The organism is Escherichia sp. WS338 (genome assembly GCF_046486405.1).
GTDB classification, from domain to species: Bacteria; Pseudomonadota; Gammaproteobacteria; order Enterobacterales; family Enterobacteriaceae; genus Escherichia; species Escherichia coli.
Map to the genome: position 1 here is coordinate 21663 of NZ_JBJQLL010000021.1, position 25263 is coordinate 46925.

Sequence of the window (25263 nt, forward strand, 5' to 3'; positions counted from 1 at the left end):
TGACGGTGAAACATGTCTTCTTATGCAAACCATCAGGCACTTGCGGGCCTGACTCTTGGAAAATCAACCGATTACCGGGATACCTATGACGCCAGCCTACTGCAAGGCGTTCCACGCAGCCTGAATCGCGACCCGCTGGGTCTGAAAGCGGATAACCTGCCTTTTCACGGTACGGATATCTGGACGCTGTATGAACTTTCCTGGCTGAATGCGAAAGGTTTGCCGCAGGTCGCTGTCGGTCATGTTGAACTTGATTACACCAGCGCAAATCTGATTGAGTCGAAGAGTTTTAAGCTCTATCTCAACAGTTTTAACCAGACGCGTTTTAATAACTGGGATGAGGTGCGCCAGACGCTGGAGCGCGACTTAAGCACTTGCGCTCAGGGTAAGGTTAGCGTGGCGTTATATCGTCTTGATGAACTGGAAGGCCAACCGATAGGTCATTTCAATGGCACTTGCATTGATGACCAGGATATCACTATCGATAACTATGAATTCACTACTGACTATCTGGAGAATGCCACCAGTGGCGAAAAAGTAGTAGAAGAGACGCTCGTCAGCCACCTGCTGAAATCAAATTGCCTGATCACCCATCAACCAGATTGGGGATCGATCCAAATTCAGTATCGTGGACGCCAAATTGACAGAGAAAAACTGCTGCGTTACCTGGTTTCTTTCCGTCATCACAACGAGTTCCACGAACAGTGCGTGGAACGCATCTTTAATGACCTGTTACGCTTCTGCCAGCCAGAGAAATTGAGCGTTTACGCACGTTATACCCGTCGTGGCGGTCTGGACATTAACCCGTGGCGCAGTAATAGCGATTTTGTCCCATCGACCACAAGACTGGTTCGGCAATAAATTTTTTCTCAATTTTGCGTGCTGGATTCACGCAGAAGGTTGTGAAAGGTCATCAGGCAGGGCTATTGTAATCAAAGGGAATGACGATATTCGTCCCATAAGGAGTTTTTCTTGATTACACATATTAGCCCGCTTGGCTCCATGGATATGTTGTCGCAGCTGGAAGTGGATATGCTTAAACGCACCGCCAGCAGCGACCTCTATCAACTGTTTCGCAACTGTTCACTTGCCGTACTGAACTCCGGTAGTTTGACCGATAACAGCAAAGAATTGCTGTCTCGTTTTGAAAATTTCGATATTAACGTCCTGCGCCGTGAACGCGGCGTAAAGCTGGAACTGATAAATCCCCCGGAAGAGGCTTTTGTCGATGGGCGAATTATTCGCGCTTTGCAGGCCAACTTGTTCGCGGTTCTGCGTGACATTCTCTTCGTTTACGGGCAAATCCATAACACCGTTCGTTTTCCCAACCTGAATCTCGACAACTCCGTCCACATCACTAACCTGGTCTTTTCCATCTTGCGTAACGCTCGCGCACTGCATGTCGGTGAAGCGCCAAATATGGTGGTCTGCTGGGGCGGGCACTCAATTAACGAAAACGAGTATTTGTATGCCCGTCGCGTCGGGAATCAGCTGGGCCTGCGTGAGCTGAATATCTGCACCGGCTGTGGTCCGGGAGCGATGGAAGCGCCGATGAAAGGCGCTGCGGTCGGACACGCACAGCAGCGTTACAAAGACAGTCGTTTTATTGGTATGACAGAGCCGTCGATTATCGCCGCTGAACCGCCTAACCCGCTGGTCAACGAATTGATCATCATGCCGGATATCGAAAAACGTCTGGAAGCGTTTGTCCGTATCGCTCACGGTATCATTATCTTCCCTGGCGGTGTGGGTACGGCAGAAGAGTTGCTGTATTTGCTGGGAATTTTAATGAACCCGGCCAACAAAGATCAGGTTTTACCATTGATCCTCACCGGCCCGAAAGAGAGCGCCGACTACTTCCGCGTACTGGACGAGTTTGTCGTGCATACATTGGGTGAAAACGCGCGCCGCCATTACCGCATCATCATTGATGACGCCGCTGAAGTCGCTCGTCAGATGAAAAAATCGATGCCGCTGGTGAAAGAAAATCGCCGCGACACAGGCGATGCCTACAGCTTTAACTGGTCAATGCGCATTGCGCCAGATTTGCAAATGCCGTTTGAGCCGTCTCACGAGAATATGGCTAATCTGAAGCTTTACCCGGATCAACCCGTTGAAGTGCTGGCTGCCGACCTGCGCCGTGCGTTCTCCGGTATTGTGGCGGGTAACGTAAAAGAAGTCGGTATTCGCGCCATTGAAGAGTTTGGTCCTTATAAAATCAACGGCGATAAAGAGATTATGCGTCGTATGGATGACCTGCTACAGGGTTTTGTTGCCCAGCATCGTATGAAGTTGCCAGGCTCAGCCTACATCCCTTGCTACGAAATCTGCACGTAATCTCCCTCCCCCGGTGACGTTTGTTGCCGGGTTTTCTCGTTTTTGGTCACATACCCATCAATTTATTTCATTTGTTATATGAATGTTTCTTACCACCCTCATGCGATAAATTTCATTACAGTTAATATGTCATACAATTTATGTTGTAACGCAAACGTTTCCCTATTTTCATAAACCACATTTTATCGCTATGAAAAAGAAATTATCGCCATGATTAACTAAAAGTATTGATTTTTTCAGTTCAACCTACATATATTGCGCGCCCCGGAAGAAGTCAGATGTCGTTTAATGGGCAAATATTGCCCTTAAATTCTCTTTTACTTTTGATTTACAGAGTAAAGCGTTGGGATAATCTATCTTCCAAGTAGATTATTGTATTTGGGATCAAGATCACTGATAGATACATAACTTGTGTGTATCTTTCCGCCCTCAAATTATTACGGCGGTAAATGATTAAGCCATCGCCTATAGACAGATTTCATTTTTACGGTCAGGCACCTTCCCGGGCTGAACTGGCTAAAAGCTGAATTATTTGCATTCCTCCAGGAGAAATAGATGGAAACGACTCAAACCAGCACGATTGCGTCGAAAGACTCTCGTAGTGCCTGGCGCAAGACAGACACCATGTGGATGCTGGGCCTTTACGGCACGGCAATCGGCGCGGGCGTGCTGTTCCTGCCAATCAACGCCGGTGTTGGCGGTATGATCCCGCTGATCATCATGGCTATCCTTGCGTTCCCGATGACATTTTTTGCTCACCGCGGTCTGACTCGCTTCGTACTGTCTGGTAAAAACCCGGGCGAAGACATCACCGAGGTTGTAGAAGAACACTTTGGTATTGGCGCAGGTAAACTGATTACCCTGCTCTACTTCTTCGCTATCTACCCGATTCTGCTGGTTTATAGCGTGGCAATCACCAATACAGTTGAAAGCTTCATGTCTCACCAGCTGGGTATGACACCACCGCCGCGTGCGATTCTGTCGCTGATCCTGATCGTGGGTATGATGACCATCGTTCGCTTCGGTGAGCAGATGATCGTTAAAGCGATGAGTATTCTGGTATTCCCGTTTGTTGGCGTACTGATGCTGCTGGCTCTGTACCTGATCCCGCAGTGGAACGGCGCAGCACTGGAAACGCTGTCTCTGGACACTGCATCTGCAACCGGAAACGGTCTTTGGATGACCCTGTGGCTGGCAATTCCGGTAATGGTGTTCTCGTTCAACCACTCTCCGATCATCTCTTCTTTCGCCGTTGCGAAGCGTGAAGAGTACGGCGATATGGCAGAACAGAAATGCTCGAAGATCCTGGCATTCGCACACATCATGATGGTGCTGACCGTAATGTTCTTCGTCTTCAGCTGTGTACTGAGCCTGACTCCAGCAGACCTGGCTGCGGCTAAAGAGCAGAACATCTCGATTCTGTCTTACCTGGCTAACCACTTTAACGCGCCGATCATCGCGTGGATGGCTCCGATTATCGCGATTATCGCTATCACCAAATCCTTCCTCGGCCACTACCTGGGCGCACGTGAAGGCTTCAACGGTATGGTGATTAAATCTCTGCGTGGTAAAGGTAAGTCTATCGAAATCAACAAGCTGAACCGTATCACTGCGCTGTTCATGCTGGTAACGACCTGGATTGTTGCCACCCTGAACCCGAGCATCCTGGGTATGATTGAAACCCTGGGCGGCCCAATCATCGCGATGATCCTGTTCCTGATGCCGATGTACGCAATTCAGAAAGTACCGGCAATGCGTAAGTACAGCGGTCACATCAGCAACGTATTCGTTGTCGTGATGGGTCTGATTGCAATCTCCGCAATCTTCTACTCTCTGTTCAGCTAAGTCCTTTCGCGCCGCTTTCGGGCGGCGCTTCCTCCGTTTTAACGCGATGTATTTCCTATGATTAGCGTATTCGATATTTTCAAAATCGGCATTGGCCCTTCCAGTTCTCATACCGTTGGACCAATGAAAGCGGGTAAACAATTTACCGACGATCTGATTGCCCGTAACCTGCTTAAAGACGTGACCCGCGTGGTGGTTGACGTGTACGGCTCGCTCTCTCTGACCGGTAAAGGCCACCACACTGATATCGCCATTATTATGGGCCTGGCGGGTAACCTGCCGGATACCGTGGATATCGATTCCATCCCTGGTTTTATTCAGGATGTGAATACTCATGGTCGCCTGATGCTGGCAAACGGTCAGCATGAAGTGGAGTTCCCGGTTGATCAGTGCATGAACTTCCATGCCGACAACCTTTCTCTGCATGAAAACGGTATGCGCATTACCGCACTGGCGGGCGATAAAGTCGTTTACAGCCAGACTTACTACTCTATCGGCGGTGGCTTTATCGTTGATGAAGAACATTTTGGCCAGCAGGATAGCGCACCGGTTGAAGTTCCTTATCCGTACAGTTCAGCAGCCGATCTGCAAAAACATTGTCAGGAAACCGGGCTGTCACTCTCTGGCCTGATGATGAAAAACGAGCTGGCGCTGCACAGCAAAGAAGAGCTGGAACAGCACCTGGCGAACGTCTGGGAAGTCATGCGTGGCGGTATTGAGCGTGGTATTTCTACCGAAGGCGTGTTACCTGGCAAACTGCGCGTTCCACGCCGTGCTGCGGCACTACGCCGGATGCTGGTCAGCCAGGATAAAACCACCACTGACCCGATGGCGGTTGTTGACTGGATCAACATGTTTGCACTGGCAGTGAACGAAGAGAATGCTGCTGGCGGTCGCGTGGTGACTGCGCCGACTAACGGTGCGTGCGGGATTATCCCGGCTGTGCTGGCGTACTACGATAAGTTTATCCGCGAAGTGAACGCTAACTCACTGGCTCGTTATCTGCTGGTAGCCAGCGCCATTGGTTCTCTTTATAAGATGAACGCGTCGATTTCTGGTGCCGAAGTGGGTTGCCAGGGTGAAGTTGGCGTGGCGTGCTCTATGGCGGCAGCTGGTCTGGCAGAACTGTTAGGCGCAAGCCCGGCGCAGGTGTGCATCGCGGCGGAAATCGCCATGGAGCATAACCTCGGTCTGACGTGTGACCCGGTTGCTGGACAGGTGCAGGTACCGTGCATCGAGCGTAACGCCATTGCGGCAGTAAAAGCGGTGAACGCCGCGCGTATGGCGCTGCGCCGTACCAGCGAGCCGCGCGTCTGCCTCGATAAAGTTATCGAGACCATGTACGAAACAGGTAAAGATATGAACGCCAAGTACCGCGAAACCTCTCGCGGTGGCCTGGCAATGAAGATCGTTGCCTGCGATTAATCTCTCCCGGAGGCCTCGTTTTGCGAGGCCTCTTCCCGTTTTCTCAACCAGCCATAGCCTGTTCCGGCATCGAATGTTACCCTTATCGCCTGATCTTTAAGGGGGTTATCGTGGCTGTTCATTTGCTTATTGTCGATGCACTGAATCTTATTCGTCGCATTCATGCCGTTCAGGGTTCGCCCTGTGTCGAAACCTGCCAGCACGCGCTCGATCAGCTCATTATGCACAGCCAGCCAACCCACGCGGTCGCCGTTTTTGATGATGAAAACCGCAGTAGCGGCTGGCGTCATCAGCGTTTACCAGATTACAAAGCGGGTCGACCGCCAATGCCGGAAGAGTTGCACGACGAGATGCCTGCATTACGCGCCGCCTTTGAGCAACGCGGCGTCCCGTGCTGGTCCGCCAGCGGCAACGAAGCCGATGACTTAGCCGCCACGCTGGCGGTCAAAGTGACACAGGCCGGGCATCAGGCAACGATTGTTTCGACAGATAAAGGCTACTGTCAGTTACTTTCACCGACATTACGTATTCGTGATTACTTCCAGAAACGTTGGCTGGATGCGCCATTTATCGATAAAGAATTTGGCGTTCAACCGCAGCAGTTGCCCGATTACTGGGGACTTGCGGGGATCAGCAGTTCAAAGGTACCGGGTGTTGTGGGGATCGGACCAAAAAGCGCCACGCAGCTGCTGGTCGAGTTTAAGAGTCTGGAAGGGATATATGAGAATCTGAATGCGGTTGCCGAAAAGTGGCGCAAAAAATTAGAAACCCATAAAGAGATGGCGTTTCTGTGCCGCGATATTGCCCGCTTACAAACCGATTTGCATATCGACGGCAATTTACAGCAATTGCGGTTGGTACGGTAACGGCGTGCCGGATACGGCGCAAACGTCGCATCCGGCATTATCACATCAGCGCATTTACCAGGCGGTATGGTAAAGCTCTACAATATCCTCAAGCGTTGCTTCACGCGGGTTGCCACCGGTACAAACATCATCCAGTGCCGCCTGCGCCAGTGTCGGAATATCTTCCTTACGTACACCAACATCACGTAAATGTGGCGGAATACCGACATCACGGTTGAGAGCAAACACCGCTTCAACAGCGGCATTACGCGCCTCTTCCAGGCTCATACCTTCCACTTTCACGCCCATAACGCGTGCGATATCGCGGTACTTCTCACCGGTAAAGTCAGCGTTATAACGCATAACATGCGGTAACAGGATGGCGTTCGCAACACCGTGTGGCGTGTTGTAAAACGCGCCCAGTGGATGCGCCATACCATGCACCAACCCTAACCCAACATTCGAGAATCCCATACCCGCAACATACTGCCCGAGCGCCATTTCTTCTCCGGCATCCTTATCACCAGCAACCGATCCTCGCAGCGCCCCAGCAATGATTTCAATCGCTTTAATGTGCAGCGCATCGGTTAGCGCCCACGCGCCACGGGTAATATACCCCTCAATAGCATGAGTGAGCGCATCGACACCCGTCGCGGCTTTCAGCGCTGGAGGCATACCATCCATCATGTCAGCGTCAATAAACGCCACCTGCGGGATATCATGCGGATCAACGCAAACAAACTTGCGCCGTTTTTCTTCGTCAGTGATCACGTAGTTAATGGTCACTTCTGCCGCAGTACCTGCTGTGGTGGGGATTGCCAGAATCGGTACACTGGGTTTATTGGTCGGGGAAAGCCCTTCCAGGCTACGCACATCGGCAAACTCCGGGTTGTTGCTGATAATGCCAATCGCTTTACAAGTATCCTGTGGAGAACCGCCACCAATAGCGATCAGGTAATCCGCGCCGCTATTCTGGAATACACCGAGCCCTTCTTTGACGACAGTAATTGTTGGGTTCGGCACTACGCCGTCGTAAATCGCCCATGCCAGCCCTGCAGCATCCATCTTATCGGTCACTTTTGCCACCACGCCGCATTGCACCAGCGTTTTATCGGTGACGATCAGCGCCTTCTGATAACCACGGCGTTTCACCTCATCGGTTAAAGCTCCAACAGCCCCCCGACCAAACCATGCCGTTTCGTTCAGAATCATTCTGTTAGCCATCATCCTTCTCCTTGTTGCTTTACGAAATTACTCTTCAATCCGTAACCCGTAGGTTTTGAATTTCTCCAGCACTACGGCAATCTCTTCATCGCTCAGCACTGGCACTGGGTCCGTAATCGCCAGGGTCGTCAGGTAAAGTTGCGCCAGCACTTCAACTTCATGCGCCAGCCATAACGCTTTCTCCAGATTCACCTCACAAGCGATAAGCCCATGATGTTGTAACAAAGTTGCCTTACGATTTTTGAGAGCCAGCGCAACATGTTCAGAAAGTTCGCGTGTTCCAAAGGTCGCATAAGGCGCGCAAGGAATAGAATTACCGCCAGCCGCCGCAATCATGTAGTGAATCGCGGGGATCGGTCGGTTAAGAATGGAAACTGCCGTACAATGAACGGCATGATTGTGAACAACCGCGTTGGCATCCGGTCTGCTTTGATAGGCCGCCATATGGAAACGCCACTCGCTTGAGGGGAGCTTTCCTTCCTCATGTTTGCCGTTGCCATCAATAAAGACAATATGCGACTCCGTCAGTTTTTCATATGGAATGCCTGTAGGCGTAATCAGCATCCCATCCTGATAACGTACACTGACGTTACCCGCTGTCCCCTGGTTCAGTCCCAGGCGGGTCATTTCCAGGCAAGTGTCAATAATCTGACGAGCAAGTTTATTTCGTTCCATTAGCTACCTCTCTCTGATTCAAAACAGGGCAATAATGTTGTTCCTTTCACACTATTGAATTAGCCGTTTAATTACCCACCATCTTCTTCCTGATTAACCAGAAAGAAATTCACAAGCTTATATTTTGTGACCTGGTTCAACTAATCACAGTAAATAACTGCAAGTTCTCTTTTTATAACCCTATTAAAAATGACCGCTCTTAAAAATATTTATCAAAACGGTCATTTTTCCATTCCCCCTCGCCAGAAATGCCCGTTTTCGGCACAAACAATTAATACGGTCATCGGGTTTGTGTTTTTTATGATTTATTTTCTGAAACGGGCATGAAATTTCGATTATTAAAGTGATGGTAGTCACATAAAGTCACCTCCCAACTAATAAGTGTGACCGCCGTCATATTACAGAGCGTTTTTTATTTGAAAATGAATCCATGAGTTCATTTCTGACAGGCAAATATTCACTGATATGAAGCCCGAACTCGCTGGTTTTGCACTTTTGAAAACATAACCGATTACGTGCTTAAGCTTCTGAACCTAAGAGGATGCTATGGGAAACACATCAATACAAACGCAGAGTTACCGTGCGGTAGATAAAGATGCAGGGCAAAGCAGAAGTTACATTATTCCATTCGCGCTGCTGTGCTCACTGTTTTTTCTTTGGGCGGTAGCCAATAACCTTAACGACATTTTATTACCTCAATTCCAGCAGGCTTTTACGCTGACAAATTTCCAGGCTGGCCTGATCCAATCGGCCTTTTACTTTGGTTATTTCATTATCCCAATCCCTGCTGGGATATTGATGAAAAAACTCAGTTATAAAGCAGGGATTATTACCGGATTGTTTTTATATGCCTTCGGCGCTGCATTATTCTGGCCCGCCGCAGAAATAATGAACTACACCTTGTTTTTAGTTGGCCTATTTATTATTGCAGCCGGATTAGGTTGTCTGGAAACTGCCGCCAACCCTTTTGTTACGGTATTAGGGCCGGAAAGCAGTGGTCACTTCCGCTTAAATCTTGCGCAAACATTTAACTCATTTGGCGCAATTATCGCGGTTGTCTTTGGGCAAAGTCTTATTTTGTCTAACGTGCCACATCAATCGCAAGACGTTCTCGATAAAATGTCTCCAGAGCAATTGAGTGCGTATAAACACAGCCTGGTATTATCGGTACAGACACCTTATATGATCATCGTGGCTATCGTGTTACTGGTCGCCCTGCTGATCATGCTGACGAAATTCCCGGCATTGCAGAGTGATAATCACAGTGACGCCAAACAAGGATCGTTCTCCGCATCGCTTTCTCGCCTGGCGCGTATTCGCCACTGGCGCTGGGCAGTATTAGCGCAATTCTGCTATGTCGGCGCACAAACAGCCTGCTGGAGCTATTTGATTCGCTACGCTGTAGAAGAAATTCCAGGTATGACAGCAGGCTTTGCCGCTAACTATTTAACCGGAACCATGGTGTGCTTCTTTATTGGTCGTTTCACCGGTACCTGGCTCATCAGTCGCTTCGCACCACACAAAGTCCTGGCCGCCTACGCATTAATCGCTATGGCACTGTGCCTGATCTCAGCCTTCGCTGGCGGTCATGTGGGCTTAATAGCCCTGACTTTATGCAGCGCCTTTATGTCGATTCAGTACCCAACAATCTTCTCGCTGGGCATTAAGAATCTCGGCCAGGACACCAAATACGGTTCGTCCTTCATCGTTATGACCATCATTGGCGGCGGTATTGTCACTCCGGTCATGGGTTTTGTCAGTGACGCGGCGGGCAACATCCCCACTGCTGAACTGATCCCCGCACTCTGCTTCGCGGTCATCTTTATCTTTGCCCGTTTCCGTTCTCAAACAGCAACTAACTGAACATATTTTCCGAATAAAGTGAGGAATCTGTAATGAAAAAAATCAGCTTACCGAAAATTGGTATCCGCCCGGTTATTGACGGTCGTCGCATGGGTGTTCGTGAGTCGCTTGAAGAACAAACAATGAATATGGCGAAAGCCACGGCTGCACTGCTGACCGAGAAACTGCGCCATGCCTGTGGAGCTGCCGTCGAGTGTGTCATTTCCGATACCTGTATCGCGGGTATGGCTGAAGCCGCTGCTTGCGAAGAAAAATTCAGCAGTCAGAATGTAGGCCTCACCATTACGGTAACCCCTTGCTGGTGCTATGGCAGTGAAACCATCGATATGGATCCAACCCGCCCGAAAGCCATTTGGGGCTTTAACGGCACTGAACGTCCCGGCGCTGTTTACCTGGCAGCGGCTCTGGCAGCTCACAGCCAGAAAGGCATCCCGGCATTCTCCATTTACGGTCATGACGTTCAGGATGCCGATGACACATCGATTCCTGCCGATGTTGAAGAAAAACTGCTGCGCTTTGCCCGCGCCGGTTTGGCCGTCGCCAGCATGAAAGGTAAAAGCTATCTGTCGCTGGGCGGCGTTTCGATGGGTATCGCCGGTTCCATCGTTGATCACAACTTCTTTGAATCCTGGCTGGGAATGAAAGTCCAGGCGGTGGATATGACCGAACTGCGTCGCCGTATCGATCAGAAGATTTACGACGAAGCCGAACTGGAAATGGCGCTGGCCTGGGCTGATAAAAACTTCCGCTATGGCGAAGATGAAAATAACAAACAGTATCAACGCAATGCCGAGCAAAGCCGCGCAGTTCTGCGCGAAAGTTTACTGATGGCGATGTGTATCCGCGACATGATGCAAGGCAACAGCAAACTGGCCGATATTGGCCGCGTGGAAGAATCACTTGGCTACAACGCCATCGCTGCAGGCTTCCAGGGGCAACGTCACTGGACCGATCAATATCCCAATGGCGATACCGCTGAAGCGATCCTCAACAGTTCATTTGACTGGAATGGCGTGCGCAAACCGTTTGTCGTGGCGACCGAAAACGACAGTCTTAACGGCGTGGCAATGTTAATGGGCCACCAGCTCACCGGCACCGCTCAGATATTTGCCGATGTCCGTACCTACTGGTCACCAGAAGCAATTGAGCGTGTAACGGGGCATAAACTGGACGGGCTGGCAGAACACGGCATCATCCATTTGATCAACTCCGGTTCTGCTGCGCTGGACGGCTCCTGTAAACAACGCGACAGCGAAGGTAAACCGACGATGAAGCCGCACTGGGAAATCTCTCAGCAAGAGGCTGACGCTTGCCTCGCCGCTACCGAATGGTGCCCGGCGATCCACGAATACTTCCGTGGCGGCGGTTACTCTTCCCGCTTCCTTACCGAAGGCGGCGTCCCGTTCACCATGACTCGTGTCAACATCATCAAAGGCCTGGGACCGGTACTGCAAATCGCGGAAGGCTGGAGCGTGGAATTGCCGAAGGATGTGCATGACATCCTCAACAAACGCACCAACTCAACCTGGCCAACCACCTGGTTTGCACCGCGCCTCACCGGTAAAGGGCCGTTTACGGATGTGTACTCGGTAATGGCGAACTGGGGCGCTAACCACGGAGTTCTGACCATCGGCCACGTTGGCGCAGACTTTATCACTCTTGCCTCCATGCTGCGTATCCCGGTATGTATGCACAACGTTGAAGAGACCAAAGTGTATCGTCCTTCTGCCTGGGCCGCGCACGGCATGGATATTGAAGGCCAGGATTACCGCGCTTGCCAGAACTACGGCCCGTTGTACAAGCGTTAATACATGACTCCCTGATGTGATGCCCGGTCGCTCCGGCTACCGGGCCTGAACAAGCAAGAGTGGTTAGCCGGATAAGCAATGTTATCCGGCTATATTGCAGGAGCGATTATGAAACAAGAAGTTATCCTGGTACTCGACTGTGGCGCGACCAATGTCAGGGCCATCGCGGTTAATCGGCAGGGAAAAATTGTTGCCCGCGCCTCAACGCCTAATGCCAGCGATATCGCGATGGAAAACAACACCTGGCACCAGTGGTCTTTAGACGCCATTTTGCAACGCTTTGCTGATTGCTGTCGGCAAATCAATAGTGAACTGACTGATTGCCATATCCGCGGTATCGCCGTCACCACCTTTGGTGTGGATGGCGCTCTGGTAGATAAGCAAGGCAATCTGCTCTATCCGATCATTAGCTGGAAATGTCCGCGAACAGCCGCGGTAATGGACAATATTGAACGGTTGATCTCCGCACAGCAGTTGCAGGCTATTTCTGGAGTCGGAGCCTTTAGTTTCAATACGTTATATAAGTTGGTGTGGTTGAAAGAAAATCATCCACAACTGCTGGAACGCGCGCACGCCTGGCTCTTTATTTCGTCACTGATTAACCACCGTTTAACCGGCGAATTCACTACTGATATTACGATGGCCGGAACCAGCCAGATGCTGGATATCCAGCAACGCGATTTCAGTCCGCAAATTTTACAAGCCACCGGTATTCCACGCCGACTCTTCCCTCGTCTGGTGGAAGCGGGTGAACAGATTGGTACGCTACAGAACAGCGCCGCAGCAATGCTCGGCTTACCCGTTGGCATACCGGTGATTTCCGCAGGTCACGATACCCAGTTCGCCCTTTTTGGCGCTGGTGCCGAACAAAATGAACCCGTGCTCTCTTCCGGTACATGGGAAATTTTAATGGTCCGCAGCGCCCAGGTTGATACTTCGCTGTTAAGTCAGTACGCCGGTTCTACCTGCGAACTGGATAGCCAGGCAGGGTTGTATAACCCAGGTATGCAATGGCTGGCATCCGGCGTGCTGGAATGGGTGAGAAAACTGTTCTGGACGGCTGAAACTCCCTGGCAAATATTGATTGAAGAAGCTCGCCTGATCGCGCCTGGCGCAGATGGAGTGAAAATGCAGTGTGATTTATTGTCGTGCCAGAACGCTGGCTGGCAAGGCGTAACGCTTAATACCACGCGGGGGCATTTCTATCGCGCGGCGCTGGAAGGGTTAACCACGCAATTACAGCGCAATCTACAGATGCTGGAAAAAATCGGGCACTTTAAAGCCTCTGAATTATTGTTAGTCGGCGGAGGAAGTCGCAACACATTGTGGAATCAGATTAAAGCCAATATGCTTGATATTCCGGTAAAAGTTCTCGACGATGCCGAAACGACCGTCGCAGGAGCTGCGCTGTTTGGTTGGTATGGCGTAGGGGAATTTAACAGCCCGGAAGAAGCCCGTGCACAGATTCATTATCAGTACCGTTATTTCTACCCGCAAACTGAACCTGAATTTATAGAGGAAGTGTGAAATGCTGAAAACAATTTCGCCGTTAATTTCTCCCGAACTATTGAAAGTGCTGGCAGAGATGGGGCATGGAGATGAAATTATTTTTTCCGATGCTCACTTTCCCGCCCATTCGATGGGACCGCAGGTGATCCGCGCTGATGGCCTGTTGGTGAGCGACTTGCTCCAGGCGATTATCCCGTTATTTGAGCTGGACAGTTATGCACCACCGCTGGTGATGATGGCGGCGGTAGAAGGTGACACTCTCGATCCTGAAGTAGAACGACGTTACCGTAATGCGCTTTCACTACAAGCCCCGTGTCCTGACATCATCCGCATCAATCGTTTTGCGTTTTATGAACGGGCGCAAAAAGCCTTTGCGATCGTTATCACAGGCGAACGAGCGAAGTACGGGAATATTCTTTTAAAAAAAGGGGTAACACCGTAATCTCATACCGGTACGCCCGCATGACGCGGGCGGTTATCGAATGATGGGGTGAAAAATATGAAAGCGGCACGCCAGCAAGCGATAGTCGACCTGCTGCTGAACCATACCAGCCTGACCACGGAAGCTCTCTCTGAACAGCTAAAGGTCAGTAAAGAAACCATTCGTCGCGATCTCAATGAATTACAGACGCAGGGTAAAATTCTGCGCAATCATGGACGCGCTAAATATATCCACCGTCAAAATCAAGACAGTGGCGATCCCTTTCACATCCGGCTGAAAAGCCATTATGCGCATAAAGCAGATATCGCGCGCGAGGCGCTCGCGTGGATTGAAGAAGGGATGGTGATAGCCTTAGACGCCAGTTCAACCTGCTGGTATCTGGCACGCCAGTTGCCTGACATCAACATTCAGGTCTTCACCAATAGCCATCCGATTTGCCATGAACTCGGTAAACGCGAACGCATTCAACTGATCAGTTCCGGCGGCACACTTGAGCGCAAATATGGCTGTTACGTCAATCCCTCGCTGATTTCCCAACTTAAATCGCTGGAAATCGATCTGTTTATTTTTTCTTGTGAAGGGATCGATAGCAGCGGCGCACTGTGGGACTCCAATGCCATCAACGCTGATTACAAATCGATGCTATTAAAACGTGCCGCGCAATCGTTGTTATTGATTGATAAAAGTAAATTTAATCGTTCAGGGGAAGCCCGCATCGGGCATCTGGATGAGGTAACGCACATTATTTCTGATGAGCGCCAGGTTGCAACTTCTTTGGTAACAGCCTGACGGAAAGGGTAGCAGGCCGGAGGCGACGCCCCGGCCTTGCCTGTTATCGCTCGTCGCGACGACCACCCACCGCAGCCCAGATGCGGCGGACGTGCACCGTCACTTCTTCGCGATCGTGATACAACTGCCGCGCCTGAATCTGAGCATTTATGCCATGTTCATCAAGCTGTGCCTGAATATACGCCAGATTGTGTGACACTTCTTCGTAGCGTTTTTTCATCGGCAGTTTGAGGTTGAAAATGGTTTCACGACACCAGCCATTAACCAGCCACTGCGCCATCAATGCCGCAACTTTCGCCGGTTTTTCAACCATATCGCATACCATCCAGGAGATATTGCTGCGCGTCGGACGGAATTTGAAACCGTCTTCCCGCAGCCACGTCACCTGTCCGGTATCCATCAGACTTTGCGCCATCGGGCCGTTGTCGACGGAATAAACCCACATGTTGCGCTTCACCAGTTGGTAGGTCCAGCCGCCTGGGCAAGCGCCCAAATCCACCGCCCACATCCCGTTCGCCAGGCGTTCATCCCACTCATCCGCAGGAATAAACACATGAAATGCCTCTTCCAGTTTGAGCGTGGAACGACTCGGCGCATCTGCCGGAAATTTCAGGCGCGGAATGCCCATATAGAACGGCGAATTATTGTTGCTGTATGAGTAACCGGTATAGCAGCAGCCTGGTGCAATAAAGAATACATGCACAACCGGACGCTTCGGCGTTTCATAGTTCGCCAGCACCCCAGCATCGCGCAAGGCAGCGCGTAGCGGAACAGTGAATTTACGGCAGAATTTCAGCAACTCTTTGCTTTCGTTGGTATCGGCAACGTCAACACGCAGTTCACCGCCCTTCTCTACTACGCCCTGCAACATGCCGACAATGGGGGTAATACGATCTTCTGGCGGCAAATGCTGCAAGAGTTCCCCCACCACAAACCACTGGCGGGCAAAAATTAATGAACTGAACGGCAGCTCACGGATTAACTTATCGCCATCATCAGGTTGATAACATTCATAAATGACATAACCCGCATTCTCTTTCACGCGGGCAAAACCGAAAATTTCCCGCTGGCCGGCTTTATCGGTAATTTCTGCGGCGCACTCTTTTTCAAAGCCCGGACGGCACAGCAATACAACCTTATTCATGACTTACGCCCTTGCGCTTTAAACGGATAGCACCAACTAACATTAACGCCCAGCCCGCAAGGAAGCTCACGCCGCCAACCGGTGTGACAAACGCCCACAAACGCAGATGGGACAGCGCCAGGCAATAAAGGCTGCCGCTGAACAGCACCGTGCCTAACGCGAGGAAAACGCTACTCCAGTAAAACCAGATACTGATGCGACGCTGCATTGCCACCGCCAGACCTAAGATCGCCAGCGTATGAAACGCCTGGTATTCGAGGCCGGTCTGGATCCAGCCCATCTCAACGGCCCCCATGGTTTTACTTAACACATGCGCGCCAAAAGCGCCCAGAGCTACAAAAATGAAGCCGCTAATGGCGGCGAAAATCAGCATAAAACGGCTGGTCATGGTCGTACCCTACGTAAATTATTGTTCATAACGAAAGCGGAATTTTTCTTGTTCAGCAGCGGCTTTCGCCAGGATCCATTGGCGAAAGGCGGCTATTTTACCCAGTTCTGCCTGGCTGTCATGACAAACCAGATAAAAAGCGTTTTTACTGACCAGAACATCATTAAACGGGCAAACAAGACGTCCGGCCTCGATTTCAGATTGCGCCATCACGTTATTTGCCAGCGCCACTCCCTGCCCGTGGATAGCCGCTTGCAGCACCATGGCGCTATGGCTAAAAATTGGCCCTTGCTGAACGTTGATATGATTTAACCCCAACTGTCGGGTATATGTCTGCCAGTCACGGCGTGACGCATCATGTAATAACGTATGTTTAGCCAGATCTTCCGGGGTCTTCAAGGGTTTTTCGCCAGTCAGCAGTAGCGGCGAGCACACCGGCAATAAATATTCAGCGTACAGTTTTTCCACCCGTAGCCCCGGCCAGTTGCCCCGACCATAAAATATCGCCACATCAACATCATCCGCCAGCTTATCTTCCTGACGATCAACCGCCTGGATTCGAACGTCAATTCCCGGATAAGCTGAATTAAAGCTGGAAAGTCGCGGAACCAACCAATGAATGGCGAAACTGGGGAGTAAACTGACCGTCAACGCCCCCTTAGCGCTACGGGCCTGGAGTTTACGCGTCGCTTCGGTTAATTGCGAAAATATCTCTTTGATATCGAGGAAATAGCTTTGACCTTCCTCGGTCAGCAGGAGTGAACGATTACGGCGGCGGAACAGTTTTAGCCCCAGAAAATCCTCAAGAGACTTGATTTGATGACTTACTGCGGCCTGGGTCACAAAAAGCTCTTCTGCTGCGCGAGTGAAACTTAAATGGCGTGCTGCGGCATCAAAAACTCGTAAGGCATTTAGCGGTGGTAATCGTTTAGACATGGCTTTTAAACTTTGATGTTAAATGAATTTAACAATTAGATCACACTGTGTAACCTATTAGTTTTTTTAATCTGAGCCATTATAAATTGTCCGTTGAGCTTCTACCAGCAAATACCTATAGTGGCGGCACTTCCTGAGCCGGAACGAAAAGTTTTATCGGAATGCGTGTTCTGGTGAACTTTTGGCTTACGGTTGTGATGTTGTGTTGTTGTGTTTGCAATTGGTCTGCGATTCAGACCATGGTAGCAAAGCTACCTTTTTTCACTTCCTGTACATTTACCCTGTCTGTCCATAGTGATTAATGTAGCACCGCCTAATTGCGGTGCTTTTTTTTACCTTGCGATCGCGAATTACTGATCCAGTTCGACCATCTCTTTCACGTCAGTACGGTTGATCTGCTGTTTGTTGCCATTAGCGTCTTTATACGAAATCATACCGGTATCGTTATCAGTCTGTGGTTTGCCGTCAGAGACGATGGTACGTCCGTCATTGGTGTGCATCACATAGTTCGAACCGGAACAGGCGCTCAGGGCAAAAGTCAGCATACAGGCAGAAATAATTGCGGCAGTCTTTTTCATCATCTTCTCCTTAAAGCGATTAATAAATCTTAATAGTATTGATTAACAGGCTAAAATTAACGCCTAACACTATTCAGCATATGTTACTGACGCGGCTTCGCCAGGATATCCAGATAATTCTGATGGTTAGCACTCTCCTTGTATCAAAGTGAATTTTGCGTCACGATCGGTGCATCAAGCCGAGGAGTACCATGAACGTTTTTAATCCCGCGCAGTTTCGCGCCCAGTTTCCCGCGCTACAGGATGCGGGCGTCTATCTCGACAGCGCCGCGACCACGCTTAAACCTGAAGCCGTGGTTGAAGCCACCCGACAGTTTTATAGCCTGAGCGCCGGAAACGTCCATCGCAGCCAGTTTGCCGAAGCCCAACGCCTGACCGCGCGTTATGAAGCTGCACGGGAGAAAGTGGCGCAATTACTGAATGCACCAGATGACAAAACTATCGTCTGGACGCGCGGCACCACTGAATCCATCAACATGGTGGCGCAATGCTATGCGCGTCCGCATCTGCAACCGGGCGATGAGATTATTGTCAGCGTGGCAGAACACCACGCCAACCTCGTCCCCTGGCTGATGGTCGCCCAACAAACTGGAGCCAAAGTGGTGAAATTGCCGCTTAATGCGCAGCGACTGCCGGATGTCGATTTGTTGCCAGAACTGATCACACCTCGTAGTCGAATTCTTGCTCTGGGACAAATGTCGAACGTCACTGGCGGTTGCCCGGATCTGGCGCGAGCGATTACCTTTGCTCATTCAGCCGGGATGGTGGTAATGGTTGATGGTGCTCAGGGGGCGGTGCATTTCCCCGCGGATGTTCAGCAACTGGATATTGATTTCTATGCTTTTTCAGGTCACAAACTGTATGGCCCGACAGGTATCGGCGTGCTGTATGGCAAATCAGAACTGCTGGAAGCGATGTCGCCCTGGCTGGGCGGCGGCAAAATGGTTCACGAAGTGAGTTTTGACGGCTTCACGACTCAATCTGCGCCGTGGAAACTGGAAGCTGGAACGCCAAATGTCGCTGGTGTCATAGGATTAAGCGCGGCGCTGGAATGGCTGGCAGATTACGATATCAACCAGGCCGAAAGCTGGAGCCGTAGCTTAGCAACGCTGGCGGAAGATGCGCTGGCAAAACGTCCTGGCTTCCGCTCATTTCGCTGCCAGGATTCCAGCCTGCTGGCCTTTGATTTTGCTGGCGTTCATCACAGCGATATGGTGACGCTGCTGGCGGAGTACGGTATTGCCTTGCGGGCCGGGCAACATTGCGCTCAGCCGCTACTGGCAGAATTAGGCGTAACCGGCACACTGCGCGCCTCTTTTGCGCCATATAATACAAAGAGTGATGTGGATGCGCTGGTGAATGCCGTTGACCGCGCGCTGGAATTATTGGTGGATTAATGACGAACCCGCAATTCGCTGGACATCCGTTCGGCACAACCGTAACCGCAGAAACGTTACGCAATACCTTCGCACCGTTGACGCAATGGGAAGATAAATATCGCCAGTTGATCATGCTGGGGAAACAGCTTCCGGCTTTGCCAGACGAGTTAAAAGCGCAGGCTAAAGAGATTGCCGGATGCGAAAACCGCGTCTGGCTGGGATATACCGTGGCTGAAAACGGTAAAATGCACTTCTTTGGCGACAGCGAAGGACGTATAGTGCGCGGCCTGCTGGCGGTGCTGTTGACTGCCGTTGAGGGGAAAACCGCCGCCGAGTTGCAGGCACAGTCACCACTGGCATTGTTTGATGAGCTGGGATTACGTGCGCAGCTTAGCGCCTCACGCAGCCAGGGGTTGAATGCGTTAAGCGAGGCGATTATCGCTGCGGCGAAGCAGGTTTAAGCACAGAACCAGGTCGGATAAGACGTTCGCGTCGCATCCGACCTGATTGTTTACCCCTGACGCGCCGCTTTCGCCATCATCTTCTTCAGCGCATGAGAAACCGCAACAAACCCAAAGGTGGCGGTCACCATCGTTGCCGCGCCAAATCCAGATGCACAATCCATCCGCTTCGGCCCTTCTGCCGTGGCTTTCATCGCACACACCGTACCGTCTGACTGCGGGTACACCAGCGCTTCAGTAGAAAACACGCAATCCACGCCGAGCTTACCTTTACTGTTTTTCACTACGCCAAAATCGCTTTTCAGGCGCTCGCGCAACTTCGCCGCCAGCGGGTCCTGAATCGTTTTCGCCAGATCGGTAACCTGAATCTGCGTCGGGTCAATCTGCCCACCCGCGCCACCGGTCGTGACCAGCGGGATTTTATTGCGCCGACAATAAGCAATCAGCGCCGCTTTGGGCCGTACACTATCAATGGCATCAATCACGTACGAATAACCGGCACTCATATATTGCGCTACGTTATCCGGCGTCACGAAATCATCCACCACCGTTACACGGCACTCCGGGTTAATCTGGCGAATACGTTCCGCCATGACTTCCGCTTTTGCCAGCCCAACGTTATCGCGCAGGGCATGAATTTGCCGATTGGTATTGGTGACGCACACATCATCCATATCGATAAGCGTGATTGCGCCAATCCCCGTGCGCGCCAGCGCTTCCGCCGCCCAGGAACCGACACCACCGATACCAACCACACAAATATGCGCGTCAGCAAACAGTTGCAACGCTTTTTCACCATACAGACGCGCTGTGCCACCAAAACGCTGACGCCATGCATCACTAATTACCACAGACATAGCACCTCAGAATAAAAAGGGCGAGGTTATCCCTCACCCTGTCGTATCCGTAAAAACGGCATACAGAATATCACATCAGCCGCTAAAGACGTTACCTGCGCCCGGAGCCGTTTTCAGCACCCAGACACGTCCATAGTGGTTGTACCAACCTGCGCGGTGTCCGGCTTCCGGCCCGATCCCTTGATAGATATCGAAGTGTTGGCCTTTGATTGCGCCACTGACATCCAGCGCCACCATCAGACGCAATTCGTACTGACCGTTAAATTTGCCGTTATTATCCAGCAGCGGCACTTCTGCCAGATTTGTAGGCCGGATAAGGCGTTCACGCCGCATCCGGCATGAACAACGCGCACTTAGTCAATAATCAGGATGTGAGGTTACCCCTCACCCTGTCGTATCCGTCAAAACGGTATACAGAATATCACATCAGCCGCTAAAGACGTTACCTGCGCCCGGAGCCGTTTTCAGCACCCAGACACGTCCATAGTGGTTGTACCAACCTGCGCGGTGCCCGGCTTCCGGCCCGATCCCTTGATAGATATCGAAGTGTTGGCCTTTGATTGCGCCACCGACATCCAGCGCCACCATCAGACGCAGTTCATACTGACCGTTAAATTTGCCGTTATTATCCAGCAGCGGCACTTCTGCCAGTAAGGTAGTACCTGGCGGAATAATTGAACGATCGGAGGCAACAGAAGCACGGCCAACCAGCGGCACCGCACTTGCCCCTTTCACCGGTGCAAAAGATTGCGGTTTAAAGAAGACGAAAGACGGGTTCTGTTCCAGCAGCTCGCGAACCTCCGCTTCACTGTGTGTTTCGCCCCAGTGACGAATCGCCTGCATCGACATATCTTCTTTTTTCACTTCGCCACGGTCGATCAACACCTTACCAATGCTGCGATAGGCATGACCGTTTTTCCCTGCATAGCTGAAAAAGTTAAGCGGACTGCCATCACCAAAGTCGATATACCCGCTACCCTGCACATCCATAATGAAGTTATCCATCAGGGAGTTACTGTAAGCGAGAATATATTTATCACTCAGCGCTCCTGCGTAGATCTCCGCACGAGACGGCAGACGACCACGTTTTGGCGGCATACGATAAATCGGATACTGGAACTCGCCCTGACGGGTATGGCGCGCCTGAATTACCGGCGTGTAATAGCCTGTAAACTGCACGTTACCATAGTTGTCGACACCTTCCATCTGCCAGGCATCAATGCCGAACTGGCGCATATTGCGGGTATCACCGCCTGCGCGCAGCCACTCTTGCACCGCGTTATAAACATTACTCTGGTTGCCATACAGACGCGGTGACGAATTACGGATATGGTTAATTTGCTCGGCAAAATCACCGGCATTAATCGGCGCGCCAACGGCATCTGGCTGGTTCACCAGAGAGAAAGGCTGGGTAAATTTCCCGTCTTTATATTGCTGTCCGCGATCGGTTGGTTTGGAAGAGCAGGCGGCAAGCATTGCCACAACCGTGCCCATAAGAAGGTACTTTACCCAACGTCCTTTCATTGTTCTCTTCTTCAGGTTAAAAAATAAGGCGCAACGAAGATAACAAACCACCGCGTTTAATGAAATGAGCAGCCTCTCCCTGACGCAAATTTTGCACAAAAAATAGGCTTTAGTGATTTGTTTTTGTTCAAAATCATGCCAAATCCGTGATCGGGGTAAAAAAAAGGTTGCATGAAAACGCGAGCAGAGTATAGTGCGCATCCACGGACGCGGGGTGGAGCAGCCTGGTAGCTCGTCGGGCTCATAACCCGAAGGTCGTCGGTTCAAATCCGGCCCCCGCAACCAATTAAAATTTGATGAAGTAAAGCAGTACGGTGACGCGGGGTGGAGCAGCCTGGTAGCTCGTCGGGCTCATAACCCGAAGGTCGTCGGTTCAAATCCGGCCCCCGCAACCAATCAAAATTTGATGAAGTAAAGCAGTACGGTGACGCGGGGTGGAGCAGCCTGGTAGCTCGTCGGGCTCATAACCCGAAGGTCGTCGGTTCAAATCCGGCCCCCGCAACCAATTTATTAGAATGCTGACAAACCGCAAAGCTACTATTGGCTTGCGGTTTTTTCGTTTTTACGCTTCCTTACCCGTTTCAGTGAAGCCTGAGACAATGAGTAAACCGTTAATATCCCTCCATCAAAGCCATCCATCTTATTTATATATTAAACATATACCCCATTAATGAATTTTATATATTCTATAAATCAATTTATTTTGGTTATGTTAACATTTCAATATCACAACAGGGTGCTACGCTTATATAATCATTGTACAAAAAGCACACAACTTTTTAATTAGTAGAAAAATTAATAATTTTTTGTGAAAGCCCGGACAATAAGTTTAATGAATATCTTAATAGACTCTCATACTACCCAATTTCTTAAAAGTGCAAATTTGTGAAGCTTATCCTGTTATTATTTTAAGTTTCATGCCAAATTCTCTCACCAGATAATGCCGCCCTCTTCCGAAAAATAATCAAGAGGCCAAGCAATATCTAAAATGATACAACTGTATCTATTCCCCTGAAAAATACATTATTTATTTGTATATTTTCCTCATCATTGCTTTTTATTTAAATCATCCGATAATCCCCTGAATATAATTATGTCAATAACCATCAGAAAAAGTGGATGATGAGGAAAAGGATATGGCCGACAGTTTCCAGAATGAAGTTCCCGCCGCTCGTGTAAATATCAAGCTTGATCTGCATACAGGCAATGCAAAAAAGAAAGTTGAACTCCCCCTCAAGCTTCTTGCCGTAGGCGATTACAGTAACGGAAAAGAGCAACGTCCGCTGTCCGAACGGGGCAAGGTTGATATCAATAAAAACAACTTCAACAGCGTCATGGCTGAGTTTTCGCCTGCGGTTAATTTAACAGTAGAAGATACGCTAAACGGAAACGGTAATGAACAAAATATCGCGCTTGAATTTAAAAGCCTGAAGGATTTTGAACCCGAACAGGTAGCAAAAAATATTCCGCAACTTCGTGTATTACTCGCTATGCGCAATTTACTACGTGACCTGAAATCCAATCTGCTGGATAACGCAACGTTTCGCCGTGAACTGGAAAATATCCTGAAAGACCCGACGCTCAGTTCAGAACTGCGTGATGAACTGGCGAAAATTGCGCCGCAGGAGAACGTTTAACCCGAACGCGTATTCAGGTTAAACCGGAGAAGAAAGGATCACTGAAAAGGAAATGCTGATGTCTGTACAACAAGAACATGCCACCTCTGAAACTGCAACACTCACCACCACTGAGTCCGGCGGCGTTTATCAGTCCCTGTTCGATAAAATTAATTTAACCCCGGTCTCTTCCATTCAGGAAATCGATTTATGGCAAAACAGCGAAACGCTGGCTGATGCCTCACCCGATGAGCGCGTGACAGCAGCGATTCACGTTCTGCTTTCCTGTCTGGCGAAATCAGACGAGGACGTGGTCAAGCTCGACAAGAGCCTGCTGGATTTTCATATCGACGATCTGGATCAGAAAATCAGTAAACAGCTTGATGCGGTCATGCACCACCCTGAATTCCAGAAAGTCGAGTCGCTGTGGCGCGGCACATGGTTCGTCGTACAGCGCACTGATTTTCGCAAAAATGTCAAAATTGAACTGCTGGATATCAGTAAAGAACATCTGCGGCAGGACTTTGATGATTCTCCGGAAATCATTCAAAGTGGTTTATATCGTCATACATACATTCAGGAGTACGATACGCCGGGTGGCGAACCTGTAGCCTCATTAATATCCAGCTATGAATTTGATAACAGCCCGCAGGATATTGCCCTGCTGCGTAATATTTCCAGAGTGTCTGCCGCTTCCCATATGCCTTTTATCGGTTCTGTCGGACCGAAATTCTTCCTTAAAAATTCGATGGAAGAAGTCGCCGCGATTAAAGATATCGGCAACTACTTTGACCGCGCAGAATATATTAAATGGAAGTCGTTCCGCGATACGGATGACAGCCGCTATGTGGGATTAGTGATGCCGCGCGTGCTGGGCCGTCTGCCCTATGGGCCGGACACGGTGCCGGTACGCAGCTTTAACTATGTGGAAGAAGTCAAAGGCCCGGATCACGAAAAATACCTGTGGACAAACGCCTCGTTCGCCTTTGCCGCCAATATGGTGAAGAGCTTTGTGAATAATGGCTGGTGCGTGCAGATCCGTGGCCCACAGGCGGGCGGCGCAGTGGCCGATCTGCCCATCCATCTTTACGATCTTGGCACCGGCAATCAGGTCAAAATTCCGTCCGAAGTGATGATCCCGGAAACCCGCGAGTTTGAGTTCGCCAACCTTGGCTTTATTCCACTCTCTTATTACAAAAACCGCGATTACGCCTGCTTTTTCTCGGCAAACTCCGCCCAGAAACCGGCGTTGTACGATACCGCTGACGCCACCGCCAACAGCCGTATCAATGCCCGTTTGCCCTATATCTTCCTGCTGTCCCGCATTGCTCACTACCTGAAAATTATTCAGCGCGAGAATATCGGCACTACCAAAGACCGCCGCGTGCTGGAACTGGAGCTTAACACCTGGATCCGCACGCTGGTGACGGAAATGACCGATCCAGGCGATGAACTTCAGGCTTCGCATCCACTGCGCGACGGGAAAGTTATCGTCGAGGACATAGAGGACAATCCGGGCTTCTTCCGCGTCAGACTCTTTGCCGTGCCGCATTTCCAGATTGAAGGGATGGATATCAACCTTTCTCTGGTTTCCCAGATGCCAAAAGCAAAAGCCTGA

Annotated in this window: 22 protein-coding genes, 3 tRNA genes and 1 pseudogene; 17 read left to right on the forward strand and 9 right to left on the reverse strand. The window is 50.4% G+C overall.

All coding sequences use genetic code 11. The annotated features are described in order from the left end of the window. Positions 1-12: 12 nt before the first annotated feature. The 5 genes from queF to xni all read left to right on the forward strand — a co-directional run bounded on the left by queF (position 13) and on the right by xni (position 6473). Positions 13-861, forward strand: a complete 849-nt coding sequence (queF, locus tag ACJHWT_RS17580) for an NADPH-dependent 7-cyano-7-deazaguanine reductase QueF (protein WP_000100411.1) — start codon at positions 13-15, stop codon at positions 859-861. Positions 862-972: 111 nt separating this feature from the next. Further along, complete coding sequence (gene ppnN / locus ACJHWT_RS17585; protein WP_000627995.1) at positions 973-2337, forward strand: nucleotide 5'-monophosphate nucleosidase PpnN; 1365 nt, start codon at positions 973-975, stop codon at positions 2335-2337. 555 nt (positions 2338-2892) lie between these two features. Then, complete coding sequence (gene sdaC, locus ACJHWT_RS17590) at positions 2893-4182, forward strand: HAAAP family serine/threonine permease SdaC (protein WP_000450473.1); 1290 nt, start codon at positions 2893-2895, stop codon at positions 4180-4182. A 57-nt stretch (positions 4183-4239) separates the two neighbouring features. Continuing rightward, complete coding sequence (gene sdaB, locus ACJHWT_RS17595) at positions 4240-5607, forward strand: L-serine ammonia-lyase II (RefSeq protein WP_000626404.1); 1368 nt, start codon at positions 4240-4242, stop codon at positions 5605-5607. A 110-nt stretch (positions 5608-5717) separates the two neighbouring features. Next, on the forward strand, positions 5718-6473 hold the full coding sequence (gene xni, locus ACJHWT_RS17600; RefSeq protein ID WP_001318010.1) for a flap endonuclease Xni: 756 nt from the start codon (positions 5718-5720) through the stop codon (positions 6471-6473). Positions 6474-6527: 54 nt separating this feature from the next. On the opposite strand, the gene fucO is transcribed toward xni, so the two are convergent. Together fucO and fucA are read right to left on the reverse strand one after the other, a co-directional pair. Continuing rightward, positions 6528-7676: a lactaldehyde reductase gene (gene fucO / locus ACJHWT_RS17605; protein ID WP_000013592.1), complete on the reverse strand. Its 1149-nt coding sequence runs from the start codon at positions 7674-7676 to the stop codon at positions 6528-6530. A gap of 27 nt (positions 7677-7703) precedes the next feature. Then, a complete protein-coding gene (gene fucA, locus ACJHWT_RS17610; protein ID WP_000440775.1) occupies positions 7704-8351 on the reverse strand; it encodes an L-fuculose-phosphate aldolase in 648 nt (215 codons plus the stop codon). Positions 8352-8897: 546 nt separating this feature from the next. Here fucA and fucP point away from each other — a divergent pair. From fucP to fucR, 5 genes are all read left to right on the forward strand, one after another. Next, a complete protein-coding gene (gene fucP / locus ACJHWT_RS17615; RefSeq protein WP_000528587.1) occupies positions 8898-10214 on the forward strand; it encodes an L-fucose:H+ symporter permease in 1317 nt (438 codons plus the stop codon). Between the two features lie 32 nt (positions 10215-10246). Next, positions 10247-12022 carry an L-fucose isomerase gene (fucI, locus tag ACJHWT_RS17620; protein WP_000724159.1) on the forward strand — a complete coding sequence of 592 codons (1776 nt, stop codon included), beginning with the start codon at positions 10247-10249 and terminating at the stop codon, positions 12020-12022. Positions 12023-12130: 108 nt separating this feature from the next. After that, on the forward strand, positions 12131-13549 hold the full coding sequence (fucK, locus tag ACJHWT_RS17625; RefSeq protein ID WP_000808354.1) for an L-fuculokinase: 1419 nt from the start codon (positions 12131-12133) through the stop codon (positions 13547-13549). 1 nt (position 13550) lies between these two features. Then, complete coding sequence (gene fucU, locus ACJHWT_RS17630) at positions 13551-13973, forward strand: L-fucose mutarotase (RefSeq protein ID WP_000920840.1); 423 nt, start codon at positions 13551-13553, stop codon at positions 13971-13973. A gap of 57 nt (positions 13974-14030) precedes the next feature. Continuing rightward, on the forward strand, positions 14031-14762 hold the full coding sequence (gene fucR / locus ACJHWT_RS17635) for an L-fucose operon activator (RefSeq protein ID WP_000642344.1): 732 nt from the start codon (positions 14031-14033) through the stop codon (positions 14760-14762). A 43-nt stretch (positions 14763-14805) separates the two neighbouring features. Here the strand turns inward: fucR and rlmM are convergent, their stop codons facing one another. The 4 genes from rlmM to ACJHWT_RS17655 all read right to left on the reverse strand — a co-directional run bounded on the left by rlmM (position 14806) and on the right by ACJHWT_RS17655 (position 17808). After that, positions 14806-15906, reverse strand: a complete 1101-nt coding sequence (gene rlmM, locus ACJHWT_RS17640; RefSeq protein ID WP_065203379.1) for a 23S rRNA (cytidine(2498)-2'-O)-methyltransferase RlmM — start codon at positions 15904-15906, stop codon at positions 14806-14808. Further along, the gene (locus tag ACJHWT_RS17645; protein WP_000203905.1) at positions 15899-16294 is read right to left on the reverse strand and encodes a DUF423 domain-containing protein; all 396 of its coding nucleotides are present in this window, start codon (positions 16292-16294) and stop codon (positions 15899-15901) included. The genes rlmM and ACJHWT_RS17645 overlap by 8 nt, the downstream gene beginning before the upstream one ends. 18 nt (positions 16295-16312) lie before the next feature. Further along, entirely contained in the window at positions 16313-17230 is a 918-nt protein-coding gene (gene gcvA / locus ACJHWT_RS17650) for a glycine cleavage system transcriptional regulator GcvA (protein WP_000044401.1), read from the reverse strand. A 350-nt stretch (positions 17231-17580) separates the two neighbouring features. Further along, on the reverse strand, positions 17581-17808 hold the full coding sequence (locus ACJHWT_RS17655) for a YgdI/YgdR family lipoprotein (RefSeq protein WP_000750398.1): 228 nt from the start codon (positions 17806-17808) through the stop codon (positions 17581-17583). 191 nt (positions 17809-17999) lie between these two features. Here ACJHWT_RS17655 and csdA point away from each other — a divergent pair, with 191 nt between their 5' ends. Both csdA and csdE read left to right on the forward strand, forming a co-directional pair. Next, positions 18000-19205, forward strand: a complete 1206-nt coding sequence (csdA, locus tag ACJHWT_RS17660; protein ID WP_001318012.1) for a cysteine desulfurase CsdA — start codon at positions 18000-18002, stop codon at positions 19203-19205. Next, positions 19205-19648: a cysteine desulfurase sulfur acceptor subunit CsdE gene (csdE, locus tag ACJHWT_RS17665; RefSeq protein ID WP_000184260.1), complete on the forward strand. Its 444-nt coding sequence runs from the start codon at positions 19205-19207 to the stop codon at positions 19646-19648. The genes csdA and csdE overlap by 1 nt, the downstream gene beginning before the upstream one ends. 50 nt (positions 19649-19698) lie before the next feature. On the opposite strand, the gene tcdA is transcribed toward csdE, so the two are convergent. The 3 genes and pseudogenes from tcdA to mltA all read right to left on the reverse strand — a co-directional run bounded on the left by tcdA (position 19699) and on the right by mltA (position 22029). Next, entirely contained in the window at positions 19699-20505 is an 807-nt protein-coding gene (gene tcdA / locus ACJHWT_RS17670) for a tRNA cyclic N6-threonylcarbamoyladenosine(37) synthase TcdA (protein WP_000117724.1), read from the reverse strand. Positions 20506-20580: 75 nt separating this feature from the next. Further along, positions 20581-20811, reverse strand: a pseudogene (locus ACJHWT_RS17675) (3D domain-containing protein); the annotation flags it as partial. 120 nt (positions 20812-20931) lie between these two features. Continuing rightward, positions 20932-22029 carry a murein transglycosylase A gene (gene mltA, locus ACJHWT_RS17680; RefSeq protein ID WP_000678650.1) on the reverse strand — a complete coding sequence of 366 codons (1098 nt, stop codon included), beginning with the start codon at positions 22027-22029 and terminating at the stop codon, positions 20932-20934. A gap of 208 nt (positions 22030-22237) precedes the next feature. Here mltA and ACJHWT_RS17685 point away from each other — a divergent pair. The 5 genes from ACJHWT_RS17685 to tssC all read left to right on the forward strand — a co-directional run bounded on the left by ACJHWT_RS17685 (position 22238) and on the right by tssC (position 25263). Beyond that, positions 22238-22314: transfer RNA gene (locus tag ACJHWT_RS17685), tRNA-Met, on the forward strand. 33 nt (positions 22315-22347) lie between these two features. Further along, positions 22348-22424 (forward strand) — tRNA-Met (locus ACJHWT_RS17690). Between the two features lie 33 nt (positions 22425-22457). Further along, positions 22458-22534, forward strand: a tRNA-Met gene (locus ACJHWT_RS17695). Positions 22535-23165: 631 nt separating this feature from the next. Next, positions 23166-23666 carry a type VI secretion system contractile sheath small subunit gene (tssB, locus tag ACJHWT_RS17700; protein ID WP_001696093.1) on the forward strand — a complete coding sequence of 167 codons (501 nt, stop codon included), beginning with the start codon at positions 23166-23168 and terminating at the stop codon, positions 23664-23666. A gap of 58 nt (positions 23667-23724) precedes the next feature. Then, complete coding sequence (gene tssC, locus ACJHWT_RS17705) at positions 23725-25263, forward strand: type VI secretion system contractile sheath large subunit (RefSeq protein ID WP_001318014.1); 1539 nt, start codon at positions 23725-23727, stop codon at positions 25261-25263.